Annotated in this window: 14 protein-coding genes; 10 read left to right on the top strand and 4 right to left on the bottom strand. The window is 63.9% G+C overall.

The window, feature by feature from the left end; genetic code table 11:
• Positions 1 to 11: 11 nt before the first annotated feature.
• The 3 genes from AC0L2L_RS06945 (at position 12) to hflX (ending at position 2,653) form a co-directional block, all read left to right on the top strand.
• Positions 12 to 875, top strand: a complete 864-nt coding sequence (locus AC0L2L_RS06945) for a D-amino-acid transaminase (RefSeq protein WP_473577077.1) — start codon at positions 12 to 14, stop codon at positions 873 to 875.
• 143 nt (positions 876 to 1,018) lie between these two features.
• Positions 1,019 to 1,264 carry an RNA chaperone Hfq gene (hfq, locus tag AC0L2L_RS06940; protein WP_006202172.1) on the top strand — a complete coding sequence of 82 codons (246 nt, stop codon included), beginning with the start codon at positions 1,019 to 1,021 and terminating at the stop codon, positions 1,262 to 1,264.
• Complete coding sequence (gene hflX, locus AC0L2L_RS06935; protein WP_473577075.1) at positions 1,265 to 2,653, top strand: GTPase HflX; 1,389 nt, start codon at positions 1,265 to 1,267, stop codon at positions 2,651 to 2,653.
• Positions 2,654 to 2,661: 8 nt separating this feature from the next.
• On the opposite strand, the gene mazG is transcribed toward hflX, so the two are convergent.
• Positions 2,662 to 3,486, bottom strand: a complete 825-nt coding sequence (gene mazG, locus AC0L2L_RS06930; protein ID WP_473577074.1) for a nucleoside triphosphate pyrophosphohydrolase — start codon at positions 3,484 to 3,486, stop codon at positions 2,662 to 2,664.
• Positions 3,487 to 3,568: 82 nt separating this feature from the next.
• Positions 3,569 to 4,753, bottom strand: coding sequence for an amino acid aminotransferase (locus tag AC0L2L_RS06925; protein ID WP_473577073.1), 1,185 nt, complete (start codon positions 4,751 to 4,753; stop codon positions 3,569 to 3,571).
• 133 nt (positions 4,754 to 4,886) lie between these two features.
• Here AC0L2L_RS06925 and AC0L2L_RS06920 point away from each other — a divergent pair, with 133 nt between their 5' ends.
• The 5 genes from AC0L2L_RS06920 to AC0L2L_RS06900 all read left to right on the top strand — a co-directional run bounded on the left by AC0L2L_RS06920 (position 4,887) and on the right by AC0L2L_RS06900 (position 8,436).
• Entirely contained in the window at positions 4,887 to 5,420 is a 534-nt protein-coding gene (locus AC0L2L_RS06920) for a sigma-70 family RNA polymerase sigma factor (RefSeq protein WP_473577116.1), read from the top strand.
• The gene (locus AC0L2L_RS06915; RefSeq protein WP_473577071.1) at positions 5,417 to 6,190 is read left to right on the top strand and encodes an anti-sigma factor family protein; all 774 of its coding nucleotides are present in this window, start codon (positions 5,417 to 5,419) and stop codon (positions 6,188 to 6,190) included. The genes AC0L2L_RS06920 and AC0L2L_RS06915 overlap by 4 nt, the downstream gene beginning before the upstream one ends.
• A 58-nt stretch (positions 6,191 to 6,248) precedes the next feature.
• Positions 6,249 to 6,965, top strand: a complete 717-nt coding sequence (locus AC0L2L_RS06910) for a Bax inhibitor-1/YccA family protein (protein ID WP_224634136.1) — start codon at positions 6,249 to 6,251, stop codon at positions 6,963 to 6,965.
• 181 nt (positions 6,966 to 7,146) lie between these two features.
• Positions 7,147 to 8,022 carry an aldose 1-epimerase family protein gene (locus AC0L2L_RS06905; RefSeq protein ID WP_473577068.1) on the top strand — a complete coding sequence of 292 codons (876 nt, stop codon included), beginning with the start codon at positions 7,147 to 7,149 and terminating at the stop codon, positions 8,020 to 8,022.
• A gap of 3 nt (positions 8,023 to 8,025) precedes the next feature.
• Positions 8,026 to 8,436 carry a hypothetical protein gene (locus AC0L2L_RS06900; RefSeq protein WP_473577067.1) on the top strand — a complete coding sequence of 137 codons (411 nt, stop codon included), beginning with the start codon at positions 8,026 to 8,028 and terminating at the stop codon, positions 8,434 to 8,436.
• Here AC0L2L_RS06900 and AC0L2L_RS06895 read toward each other — a convergent pair.
• Positions 8,433 to 8,876 (bottom strand): class I SAM-dependent methyltransferase, encoded by a 444-nt coding sequence (locus AC0L2L_RS06895; RefSeq protein WP_473577065.1) that lies wholly within the window; start codon positions 8,874 to 8,876, stop codon positions 8,433 to 8,435. The two genes, AC0L2L_RS06900 and AC0L2L_RS06895, sit on opposite strands and share 4 nt — an antisense overlap.
• Positions 8,877 to 8,890: 14 nt before the next feature.
• Positions 8,891 to 9,802: an agmatinase gene (locus AC0L2L_RS06890; protein ID WP_473577064.1), complete on the bottom strand. Its 912-nt coding sequence runs from the start codon at positions 9,800 to 9,802 to the stop codon at positions 8,891 to 8,893.
• 111 nt (positions 9,803 to 9,913) lie between these two features.
• Between AC0L2L_RS06890 and AC0L2L_RS06885 the strand changes: the two genes are divergently transcribed.
• A complete protein-coding gene (locus AC0L2L_RS06885) occupies positions 9,914 to 11,086 on the top strand; it encodes a hypothetical protein (RefSeq protein WP_473577062.1) in 1,173 nt (390 codons plus the stop codon).
• 147 nt (positions 11,087 to 11,233) lie between these two features.
• Positions 11,234 to 11,896 carry a glutathione S-transferase family protein gene (locus AC0L2L_RS06880; protein ID WP_473577061.1) on the top strand — a complete coding sequence of 221 codons (663 nt, stop codon included), beginning with the start codon at positions 11,234 to 11,236 and terminating at the stop codon, positions 11,894 to 11,896.
• The last annotated feature ends 19 nt before the right edge of the window (positions 11,897 to 11,915 follow it).

The following is an 11,915-nucleotide window of genomic DNA, read 5'->3' as shown; positions in this document are numbered from 1 at the left end:
TGAGGGTGCCCATGCCGCGCATTGCCTATGTCAACGGGCGCTATGTCGTCCATGCTGAAGCCCGCGTCCACATCGAAGACCGCGGCTACCAGTTCGCCGATGGCGTCTATGAGGTCTGCGAGGTGGCGCGCGGCCACATCGTCGACATGCCGCGCCATCTTGCGCGGCTCAAGCGCTCGCTGAAGGAACTGTCCATCGCCTGGCCGGTCTCGGAAGGCGTCCTGCCGATGCTGGTGCGCGAGGTGGTCAATCGCAACGGCGTGGTCAACGGCCTTGTCTATGTGCAGGTGACACGCGGCGTCGCCAGCCGGGAGTTCGTGTTTCCGCCGGCGGGCACAAGGCCTTCCCTGGTCATAACCGCCAGAAAAGCCGATCCGGCCGCGGGGGCGAAGCGGGTGGAGACCGGCATCAAGGTCATCACCGTCCCGGAGAATCGCTGGGATCGTGTCGACATCAAGAGCACGGGCCTGTTGCCCAATGTGCTCGCCAAGCAGAAGGCCAAGGAAGCCGGCGCCCAGGAAGCCTGGTTCGTCGACACCGACGGCAACGTCAAGGAAGGCGGTTCATCCAACGCCTGGATCGTGACCCGGGACGGCGTCCTGGTGACCCGGCCGGCCGAGCATGGCATCCTGCGTGGCATCACCCGCACGACGCTTTTCGATGTTGCCGCCAAGCTTGGCCTCAAGATCGAGGAGCGCGGCTTTTCGGTCGCCGAAGCCAAGGCCGCCAGGGAGGCATTTATCAGCTCGGCGACCACAATCGCCATGCCGGTGGTCGAAATTGACGGCGCGCCGATCGCAAACGGCCATCCTGGTTCTACGACACTTTCGTTGCGGCAGGCCTTTTTTGACGTTGCGGAAAAAAGTCCAGCCTGATAACCGCACAACTGGAATGAACCTCAACTATCTCGTTCTGCTTGCCTTTGTATCGGCAAGAGGGGGTTTGCGCGCTTGACAGGTGCCGCGTAATTTGGCGCATTGGCTCGCAAACCGAAGGGGATCGGCGAAAGACAAGAAAAATGGCGGAACGATCGCAAAATCTTCAGGACCTGTTCCTGAATTCAGTTCGCAAGAGCAAAAATCCACTTACCATCTTCCTCATCAATGGCGTGAAGCTGACCGGTGTGGTCACTTCGTTCGACAATTTTTGTGTGTTGTTGCGGCGTGATGGGCACTCCCAGCTCGTCTACAAGCACGCCATTTCCACGATCATGCCGAGCCAGCCGGTTCAGATGTTCGATGGCGAGGAAAGCCAGGGCGCCTGATTGGCACGTGAGAAGGACGCGGACGGTACGGTTCGCGGAAAACCAGCACATCATCCCGGGACGGAAGCCAAGGGTCCGACCCGGGCCGTCGTTATTGTGCCGGTGCTTACCCGCCAGCCGCGCGGCGACGATGAGTCCAGCCGTCCGCGTCTGAGCCGTTCGGCCGATGCCCGCCACGACGAAGCCGTCGGGCTTGCCAGCGCCATCGACCTCGATCCGGTCCACACGGCGGTGGTGACGGTTGCCGACCCGCGGCCGGCGACGCTGCTCGGCAGCGGCAAGGTGGCCGAGTTCGCCGACATCGTGAAGGAGCGCAAGGCGGAGCTGGTCATCGTCGACCATCCGCTGACGCCGGTGCAGCAGCGCAATCTCGAAAAGGAACTGAACGCCAAGGTGCTCGACCGCACCGGGCTCATTCTCGAGATATTCGGCGAGCGGGCGCGCACCAAGGAAGGCACGCTACAGGTCGAGCTCGCGCATCTCAATTATCAGAAGGGCCGGCTGGTGCGGAGCTGGACCCACCTTGAACGGCAACGCGGCGGCGCCGGCTTCCTCGGCGGTCCCGGCGAAACCCAGATCGAATCCGATCGCCGCATCCTGCAGGACAAGATCACCAAGCTGAAGCACGAGCTGGAAACGGTGCGGCGCACGCGCGACCTGCATCGGGCCAAGCGCAAGAAGGTGCCGTTCCCGGTGGTGGCGATCGTCGGCTACACCAATGCCGGCAAGTCGACGCTGTTCAACCGGCTGACCGGGGCAGGGGTGCTGGCCGAGGACATGCTGTTCGCCACGCTCGACCCTACGCTTCGGCGCGTACGGTTGCCGCATGGCACGCCGGTCATCCTGTCGGACACGGTCGGCTTCATCTCCGACCTGCCGACGCATCTGGTCGCCGCGTTCCGGGCGACGCTGGAAGAAGTCGTCGAAGCCGACCTGGTGCTGCATCTGCGCGACATCTCCGATCCGGACACGGCGGCCCAGGCGGACGACGTCGAGCGTATCCTTGGCGATCTCGGCGTCGACGCCGCCGACACGAACCGCGTGATCGAGGTATGGAACAAGATCGACCTGCTCGACGAAGGCAATCGCGAGCGCCTGCTTGCCGAAAGCGCCAGTGGCAAGGCGCCGCCGATCGCGATATCGGCGGTCACCGGCGAAGGGATCGACGCGCTGAAAGCGCTTATCGAGACGCGCGTGTCGGGCGAGCTGGAAACAATGACGGTGACGTTGAACCCGGCCCAGCTCGGCCAGGTCGACTGGCTATACCGCAACGGCGACGTCGTTTCGCGTACCGACAATGAAGATGGCAGCGTCACCCTCTCGCTGACGGCCACGCACAGCGCCAGGCAGGAAATCGACAGCAGGCTGCACCGCAAGAACAGCGGCTAACCGGCTGTTTATTTTGCGCTTTTTGCCTGCTGCCAGAGCGCTTCCATCTCGTCGAGCGTTGCCTTCTCCAGCGAGCCGCCCGAAGCCTCTAAGGCCTGCTCAACATAGTGAAAACGCGAGCGGAACTTGTCGTTGGTGCCGCTGAGCGCCGCTTCGGAATCGAGTTTCAAGTGGCGGCCGAGATTGACGATAGCAAACAGCATGTCGCCGAATTCGTCTTTGATGGGTGCCGCGTCGCCCGTAGCCAGCGCCTCGCGCAATTCGCCGATCTCTTCCTCTATTTTGTCGAGGATGGGTGCTGCCTCACTCCAGTCGAAGCCGACGCGCGCGGCTTTCTCCTGCAGTTTCAGGGCACGCGTCAAGGCAGGGAGCGCCACCGGAACGCTGTCGAGATAACCCTTGCCGTGATCTTCCGGATCGAGTCCGCGCGCGAGGCGGGCGTCGCGCTTCTCGGCTTTTTCGGCGGCCTTGATCTTCTCCCACATGCCCTTGGCCATGCCGGCGCTGCGCGCCTTCTCGTCGCCGAAGACGTGCGGGTGACGGCGGATCATCTTGGTGGTGATGGCTTCGACGACATCGCCGAAAGCGAACTCGCCGATCTCCTCAGCCATCTGCGCGTGATAGACGACCTGCAGCAGCAGGTCGCCGAGTTCCTCGCGCAGATCGTCGAAGTCGCCGCGCGCGATGGCATCGGCCACCTCATAGGCTTCCTCGATCGTATAGGGAGCAATGGTCGAGAAATTCTGCTCGACATCCCAGGGGCAGCCGGTCTTCGGCGCCCTGAGCGCTGCCATGATCTCGATCAGCCGGGAAATATCTTTCGAGGGTTTCATCCTGCAAACCCTAGCGCGCAGCGCGGCGGGCGACCAATCCCGCTGAACGGCAAAAACCGATTGTCCACAGTTGCGCGGGCTCTCAGTCCAGCACCGAGACGATCGCCTTGGCGAGATCGTCCATGCCGTCCTCCGGCAGGCCGGCCACGTTGATGCGGCTGTCGCCCACCATATAGACGGCGTGCTCGGTGCGCAGGCGCTCGACCTGCGCCTCGGTCAGCCCAAGCCTGGAAAACATGCCGCGATGGCTGGCGACGAAATCGAAGCGGTCGGAATTCGACTGCCGGCGCAACGCCTCTGCGAAAGCGACGCGCAGCCTGAGCATGCGCAGTCGCATCTCCTCCAGTTCCGCCTCCCAGTCATGCTTCAGGTTGGCGTCCTCCAGCACCATGCGCACCGCCGCCGCGCCGTGATCCGGCGGCATGGAATAGAGCGCACGCGCAGCCGCCAGCATCTGGCTCATTGCCACATCCGCCTGGGCGCCATCCTTGGCCATGATCATCGCGGCGCCGACGCGGTCGCGATAGACAGCGAAATTCTTCGAGCAGCTCGAGGCGACGACCATTTCCGGCATTTTGTCGGCCAGCAGGCGCAGGCCGGCGGCGTCGGCGTCGAGGCCCTCGCCAAAGCCCTGATAGGCGATGTCGACGAAAGGCAGCAGGCCGCGCTCCAGCAGCACATCGGCGACCTTGGCCCACTGCGCGATATCGAGGTTGGCGCCGGTCGGGTTATGGCAGCAGCCATGCAGCAGCACGACATCGCCGCTGTTGGCAACTTTTAGCGCCGCCAGCATCTCGTCGAAGCGGACAGCACCCGAAGCGGCATCGAAATAAGGATAGTCGCGCACCTTAAGGCCGGCGGCACGCATCACCGGCAGATGGTTCGGCCAGGTCGGATCGGACAGCCAGACCGTCGCGCCGGCGCGCGTACGCTGCAGAAGCTCGGCCACCAGCCTGAGCGCGCCCGATCCACCTGGCGCCTGTGCGGCGCGGATGCGCGAATGGTCGGCCTTCTCGCCGAAGGCAAGCTTGACCATGGCGGCGTTGAAGCCGGTATCGCCGGCAAGCCCGAGATAGGTCTTGGTGTCCTGGCTCGCTAGCAGCCGCTTCTCGGCCTCGCGCACCGCGCGCATCACCGGCGTCCTGCCATCGATGTCCTTGTAGACGCCGACACCGAGGTCGACTTTGCCGGACCGTGGATCGTTGCGATAGAGGCCGATCAGGGCAAGGATCTTGTCGGCGGGCGCGGGCTGCAGGGTCTCGAACATCGATAGGACTCCAATGGCGGCGGAGTGATACGCAAATCGATCCCGCCGCGCCAGCGGTTTCCTCTGCGCCGGCGACACCAAAAAGAAACGCCGGGCAGGGGATTAAAATCCCTACATGCTCCGTAAACAGGGCATGAAACGGTCGATGGCACGATTCGATATCGTCGGGCAGTTGGGCTCGCTGCGGCGCTACGCGCGCTCGCTGACGCGCGACAGCGCTGACGCGGAGGATCTCGTCCATGACGCGCTGGTGCGCGCTTATGAGCGGCGCACGACCTTTCGCTCGGGCGGCAATTTGCGCGCCTGGCTGCTGGCGATCGCGCACAACATCTTCATCGACCGCATGCGCTCGCGCCGCTCCGAGGCGGCGCGCATCGAACAGGCCGGCCTTGTCGCCGACCAGAGCATGCCGGCGTCGCAGGACCATTCGGTGCGCCTGTCGCAGGTCCGCGACGCATTTCTATCGCTGCCGGAGGAACAGCGCTCCGCCCTGCATCTCGTCGCCATCGAAGGGCTTTCCTATCAGCAGGCCGCCGAGGTCATCGGCGTGCCGCTCGGAACGCTGATGTCGCGCATCGGCCGCGCGCGTGCCGCGCTGCGCGAGATGGAGGAGGGCGCTCCCCTGAAAACCAGGCCTCATCTCAGGATCGTGGGAGACGATCAATGACCGTCATTGTCGACCCCGTGACCGATGCCGACCTCGACGCCTATGTCGACGATCAGCTGGATGTCGCCCGCCGCATCGAGGTCGAGGCGCACCTCGCCGCGCGCCCGGAAGCGGCGGCGCGCGTGATGTCCGATCTGAGGACGCGCGACGAACTGCGCGTCGCGCTTGCCGGACCGGGCGGGATGGCGCGTCCGGCCACGACCGAAGCGGCGCGGCGGCTGGAAAGGGCGCTTGCCAGGGGCCGTATCCTTGCCGTGCTGCAGCAGGCCGCGGCCGCGGCCGTGCTGGTCGCGGCGGGCTGGCTGGCCAACGGCGTTTTCGGGCCGATAGCGGTGACCAAGGTGGTCGCCTCGACGCAGCCGCCGGCCTATGTCGAGGATGCGGTCAGGGCGCACCGGACGACTTTGGTGCGCGAGACGATGCCATCGCAGCAGGAAGCGCCGGGCTACAATGCCGACGAGATCCGCGCCGCCACGGCGATCGTCATGCCGTCGCTGCCCGACGACTGGAAGATCCGCGACGTCCAGGTCTATCCCTCGCAATTCGGGCCGAGCGTCGAGGTGGCGGTCGAGACCAAGGACCTCGGTCTTGTCTCGCTGTTCGCCATCAGGCCGGGCACGTTCGATGTGGTGAAACCGACGGTAGCGCCCTCCGACGACATCTCAACTGCATATTTCCAGATCGGCGAGGTTGCCTACGCGGTGGTCGGACGCAGCGACGCCGGCAATCTCGACCGTGCCGCCGAAGAACTCGCCAGAACACTCTACTGAGAACCAACACTCCACTGAGAGCCGACGCTTACTGAGACTTCCAACTAAGGAGAACCAAATGAACAGCCCCAATCTGGGATACCGAATGGGCACCGGCGTCCAGGCCGGAGCCGTCTATGACGAGGGCCTGCGCAAGCACATGTTGCGCGTATACAACTATATGGGCCTCGGCCTGGTCGTCACCGGCCTCGTCGCCTTTTTCGTGGCCTCGACGCCGGCGCTCTATGTGCCGATCTTCTCCAGCCCGCTGAAATGGGTGGTGATGCTGGCGCCGCTCGCCTTCGTCATGATCTTCTCGTTCAGGATGCAGACCATGTCTGCCGCAAGCGCGCAGGCGATGTTCTGGGCCTTCTGCGCGGTGATGGGCCTGTCGCTCGCCTCCGTGTTCCTGGTCTTCACCTCGACCAGCATCGCGCGCACCTTCTTCATCGCCGCCACGATGTTCGGTGCCACCAGCCTCTATGGCTACACGACCAGGCGCGACCTGACGCAGTTCTCGTCATTCCTGATCATGGGCCTGATCGGCGTGGTGATCGCCAGCCTGGTCAACCTGTTCCTCGGTTCGACCGCGCTGCAGTTCGCCATCTCGGTGATCGGCATTGCCGTCTTCATCGGCCTCACCGCCTGGGACACGCAGACGATCAAGGAGCAATATGCGGAGAATTTCGATGCGGAATCGCAGCAGAAGCTCGCCGTCTTCGGCGCCTTTTCGCTCTACCTGAACTTCATCAACATCTTCCAGTTGCTGCTGAATTTCACCGGCGAGCGTGAATAAGCCGGACCGTAGCAGGCAACATCACTGATCTGGCGTGGCCGGAGGTAAAACCTCCGGCCACTTTTTTGTCGGCCCTGCCGAGCCGCGCACAGCCGGGTAAAGCGTGGCATGCCAGTTGCCCTTGAGTTCATACTTATCCATTTGCTAGCCTGCCGGCATGCCAGCAGCCGCGAGGAACGCAATGGAACAGCTGACGCTTCGCGCTGACGGAATTTCTGCGACCATCGTCGGGCAGGGGGCTGAACTGATCTCGTTGCGCGATGCCGACGGCACCGAGCTCCTGTGGCAGGCAGGCCCCGCATGGCGCCGTCATTCACCGGTCCTGTTCCCGATCGTCGGCCGGCTGAAAGGCGACCAACTGCGGCATCGCGGCCAAACCTATCCGATGACGCAGCACGGCTTTGCACGCGACCGGCGCTTTGCCTGGGCGGAGCAGGGGCCGACCTCCTGCACATTGGTCCTGACGGATGACGCCGAGACACGGACGCGCTACCCGTTCGCCTTTCGCCTGGCCATTGGCTACGAGGTGAAACCCCGGCAACTCGGCGTGACCTTCGAGATCGCCAACACCGGCGACGAACCGTTGCCGGCCTCGATCGGCGCGCATCCGGCGTTCAACTGGCCGCTGCTGCCGGAACTTCCCAAGGAAGCCTATCGGCTGAGCTTCGCCGACGATGAACCAGCGCCGGTCCGCCGCCTGAAGGACGGTCTGCTGCTGCCAGCCCCGCAACCGACGCCCATCGAGGGAAAGGCGCTGCCACTTTCCGAGAAACTGTTCGACGACGACGCGGTGATTCTCGACCGGCCGGCCAGCACCAGCCTGCGCTATGCCGCCGGGCAGGGGCCGGCGATCGAGATGTCGTGGCAGGGATTCAACGAGCTGGGTATCTGGTCCAAGCCCGGCGGCGCCCCGTTCCTGTGCATCGAGCCCTGGCATGGCGTCGCCAGTTCCGTCGATTTCGACGGCGAGTTCGCCGACAAACCGGGTGTCATGCTGATCGAGCCGGGCGCCCGGCACGTGCTGAGCTACCGGATCGGCCTCAGCCTGGAGCCGTGAGGCATGGCATATGCCATCAAGGCCGCGATCGATGATCCGCGAGCCGAGACCTTCGTCTTCGCCGCCCAGAAAACCATGTATGGCGGCAAGCGCATCGCCGAAGGCGACGCCGTCTTCTTGTTCGCCAGCGAGAACCAAGGCGGGCAGGGGCTCGTTGCGCGAGGCGTGGTGACGTCCTCCGAGGTAATTACAAAACGACCGGACTTCGAGCGGCAGACGCCGCTGGTCAGCGTTTCTATCCGCCGCACCGCCCTGGCGACCAAACGGCTGGGCCGTGACGAACTCAAGCACTTCAAGGACTGGCAGGACGGCCGGCCGGAGACCGAGCTCAACTTCAAATTCTACCGCCAGGCGACGAACAAGATCGTCGGCATCTCGGAGGAGACCGCGGCGTTTCTCGATGGATTTCTCTAAGACGGCAAGCCCCAACCCAGCTCGATTTCCTTCAAAGGATCGCCACCATCGGTGAAGAGCCTGCCGCGTGGCTTCAGCGCGGCCTTGATCCGCTTCAGCGCCTCCCGGCCTGCTTCAGGGTGACGCCCGTCAAGCGCGCCGACCCGCATGGCAAAGGCGATGTCGAAGGGAGCATCACCAGAATTCAAGGCGAAATCCTCGATCGCAACACACCTGAAATCGAGGCCGCCTGCGGCCATTTCATTGGACGATCCCGCCCGCGCCAATCGGATTGCCTTTTCCGAACGGTCGATTGCCAGAACGAAGCCGTCACCGACCAGCTTCGCGACGGCACGAGCGGCAACGCCAGGACCGCATCCGATCTCCAGCACCCGAAGTCCCGCTTCCAATGGGAGTGCTTCGATGAATTCAGATATCCGTGCAGAGATTCCAGGAGCCATGAGGAAAGCCGAGTTTAGGCCTGCCGGACGATGGCGCCAATGGCATTGACGACCAGTCGGGCGGCGGTCAGGGCCGAGATGCCGTCAATGTCGGCGGGCGGATAGAGCTCGACGAGATCGAATCCAGCGATCCTGGCCCGCCTGCCGAGGCCGGCGATCAGGTCGATCGCCTGGGTGTAGGAGAGGCCGCCGGGCGTACGCGCCGCCACGCCCGGCATGATGCCAGGATCGAGGCCATCGCAGTCGAGGGTGACGACGACCTGAGCGCCTTCAGGAATATGCAGGAGAGCCGCCTCCACGCCCTGGGCGTGAACCTCGCGCGCGGTGACGAAGCGGCTGCCATAGCGCCGCGCCGTTTCGACTTCGGCAAGGCGCGCGCTGCCGACGCTGCGCAGGCCGATCTGCACCATGCCGGCGACGTGCGGCATCTCGCTGGCTCGCCGCATCGGACTCGAATAGCCGTAGCGTTCGCCATGCACCTCGTCGCGCCAGTCGATATGGGCGTCGATCTGCACGACCCAGACCGGCCCGCAATCCGCAAAGCCGGCGAGAAACGGAATGACCACGGAATCGTCGCCGCCGAGCAGGACCGGAACTGCCGGCAGCGCCAGAACCTCACGCGTCTTGGCTTCTATCCGTTCACGGTTGCCGGCATTGTCGTGCATTGCGGTCGCGACATTGCCGGCGTCGATGCAGCAGGTCGGCCTGCCGTCGAAAAGCGGGCCGCCGAGATCGAAATCCCAGTGCCCGGCAAGCGCGACGTCATCCTGGCTGGCGGCACGGATGGCATCGGGCGCCAGTGCATGGCCGCCGCTGTCCTGGTTCGGGTAGGTGCTGCCGTGTCCGGCCCCGAAGATCACAGCTTTCGGCATGCGCTCGTCGGCGAGGCGATCGGGAAAGCCGAGAAAGGGAGGCGAGGCGGGCATTTGAGGTCGGATGTATCAGTTTGGCGAAGCTCTGTGGAGCCGTAAAAGCTTGACAGCCTATCTGCTAAAGCAAAGAGGATTGGGTGAAAGCGCACTTTCCGGAGGCATTCGATGCGTCGTTTGGTTCTTGCCGCTCTGCTGCTTGCCGCGCCCAGCGCCGGCGTAGCCCAGGAAAGCCTGACCGCGCTCATGTGCCAGGCCAAGCCGACACAATCCTGCGCGCTTGACATGGCCGCGGACGCGATCCGCACCGCGGCACCGCTGACGACGGAGAACTTGCCCTACGGTAGCATGGTCGAGGCAGCGTCACGCGCGGGGCGGCTCGATCTGGCGCTCGAATTCGCGGCTCAGTTGAAGAAGACGGACACGATCGCGTTGGCCGACCTGATCGCTGCTTTTGCCCGCGCCGACCGTCTGGCCGATCTGCAAGCGACCCTTTCACGCCTCGAAACGTCGGAGAAGGAATACGCCTTCGTCATCGGCCCGGTCCTTGTCGAACTGGGCCGCGACGACAAACTCGCGGCCTTGCTGAAAGCCATCCAGCCGCAGTATCCGTTCCGGCTTAGCTATTGGCAGGTGCTCGGCAATCTGCGCGCCGGCCGTGTGGCCGAAGCGGTGAAGCATCTGGGCGACGTGCCGGAAACCGAGCGGGAGCAGTTGGCCGGGCTGGCCGCGGAATCGCTCTATTTCAGCGGCGAGACCGAGCGCGCCAAACCTATGCTGCCTTACTTGACCTCATCCGATCCAAGCACCGTTCGCCGCAAAGCCTACATCGCGACGAAAACGAAGGACAAGGCGGCTGCCGACGCGGTCCTTGTCTCGTTGGCGCGGGTGCCGTCCGACGACTACCCCTACGTCGCGCTGGACGTCATCTGTGCGCTGGCCGCCACAGGGCAGTGGCAAAAGGCAATCGATCTTGCACGGACACTTCCTGCGTCCAACCGGGCCTACGCCTTCATCAACGTTGCTGAACGCGCCGGCCAGCCGGAAGTCTTCGCGGTCATCGAGAAGGCGATGCGCGACGACCCTGCCACCTTCAACCGCGACCGTATGGCCAGTGGCCTGGTTCGAGCGCTGACCTTGTCCGGCTACCTGCCGGTTGCGCAAACCTTCATCGATTCCGCGACGAGCGACTACAGCAAGGAAATATTGATCGCCTTCGCCGCCGCCGCGCTTGCGGAAGCGGGCAAGCCGTCCGAAGCGCTGCAACTTACGCAGACTGTGCAGGATCCGCGCCGCAAAGCCTGGGCGCTTTGGGAAGTTGCTTCGAAGATGGCGCCTTGAACCCTACTGCCATCATGCGCCCTTCGCTCCAATAAAAGTCGCATAAGATAGATTATGGAACTTTCACTTGGCGAAATTGATGCGTTGAATCCGAAGCGAATGTAGGATCCGACCCTTTTCCCGCGTCTTAAACCTATTGGAGGGTCCATGATCACGCTTTATGGCTTCGGACGTGTTTATCCTGAGATGCTTGGCCATGGTCGCGATCTGCGTGCCCAATGGGCGCTTGAGGAAATCGGGCTGCCCTATCGATTTCATGCCCTCGACTTCATCGCCGGCGAGCTAGACAGCCCGGCATACAACCGTATCAGCGCCTTTCGCCAGGTGCCTGTCATTGATGACGATGGCGTCATCGTTGCCGAGTCAGGCGCGATTGTTCTCTATCTTGCCGAGAAGGCTGGCAGGCTGATTCCGGCCGATTTCACCGGACGTATGCAAGTCCTGCAATGGTGCTTTGCCGCGCTGGCCACCGTTGAGCGGCCGCTGTCTCAGATCGACGGGATCGACGCGGGCATGGGCGGCGTGGGCGCAGTCGAGCGGCGGGCAGTGCTCGTCGAGGAGGCCTGCCGCTGGTTTGCCCGGCTGGAGCACCGGCTCGAAGGCCGCCAGTGGATAGCCTGCGAGACGTTCACCGTGGCAGACATTCTCCTGGCCACCGTCCTGCGCCAAGTCGGCAAGACCGATCTTCTCGAACCCTACCCCCAGCTGAACGCATACTACGCGAGGGCCCTGGCGCGCCCCGCGTGGCAGCTTACGCGTAGCCTTTGCGCCGAGCGCAGCGGAGTGCCCCTTGCCGATATCCCCGAATGACTCCCATCGCTGCGTAGCG

This window comes from Mesorhizobium sp. WSM4832 (genome assembly GCF_055811115.1).
Note: the sequence above shows the minus strand (reverse complement) of the source record. Positions and strands in the feature narration are given on the sequence as shown.

Bases quoted from the DNA above. Each gene is read 5' to 3' on its own strand.
- AC0L2L_RS06880 (WP_473577061.1), top strand. From the start codon at position 11,234: ATGATCACGCTTTATGGCTTCGGACGTGTTTATCCTGAGATGCTTGGC.
- AC0L2L_RS06890 (WP_473577064.1), bottom strand. From the start codon at position 9,802: ATGCCCGCCTCGCCTCCCTTTCTCGGCTTTCCCGATCGCCTCGCCGAC.
- hfq (WP_006202172.1), top strand. From the start codon at position 1,019: ATGGCGGAACGATCGCAAAATCTTCAGGACCTGTTCCTGAATTCAGTT.
- AC0L2L_RS06910 (WP_224634136.1), top strand. From the start codon at position 6,249: ATGAACAGCCCCAATCTGGGATACCGAATGGGCACCGGCGTCCAGGCC.
- AC0L2L_RS06925 (WP_473577073.1), bottom strand. From the start codon at position 4,753: ATGTTCGAGACCCTGCAGCCCGCGCCCGCCGACAAGATCCTTGCCCTG.
- mazG (WP_473577074.1), bottom strand. From the start codon at position 3,486: ATGAAACCCTCGAAAGATATTTCCCGGCTGATCGAGATCATGGCAGCG.
- AC0L2L_RS06905 (WP_473577068.1), top strand. From the start codon at position 7,147: ATGGAACAGCTGACGCTTCGCGCTGACGGAATTTCTGCGACCATCGTC.
- AC0L2L_RS06945 (WP_473577077.1), top strand. From the start codon at position 12: ATGCCGCGCATTGCCTATGTCAACGGGCGCTATGTCGTCCATGCTGAA.
- AC0L2L_RS06920 (WP_473577116.1), top strand. From the start codon at position 4,887: ATGAAACGGTCGATGGCACGATTCGATATCGTCGGGCAGTTGGGCTCG.
- AC0L2L_RS06895 (WP_473577065.1), bottom strand. From the start codon at position 8,876: ATGGCTCCTGGAATCTCTGCACGGATATCTGAATTCATCGAAGCACTC.
- AC0L2L_RS06885 (WP_473577062.1), top strand. From the start codon at position 9,914: ATGCGTCGTTTGGTTCTTGCCGCTCTGCTGCTTGCCGCGCCCAGCGCC.
- AC0L2L_RS06900 (WP_473577067.1), top strand. From the start codon at position 8,026: ATGGCATATGCCATCAAGGCCGCGATCGATGATCCGCGAGCCGAGACC.
- AC0L2L_RS06915 (WP_473577071.1), top strand. From the start codon at position 5,417: ATGACCGTCATTGTCGACCCCGTGACCGATGCCGACCTCGACGCCTAT.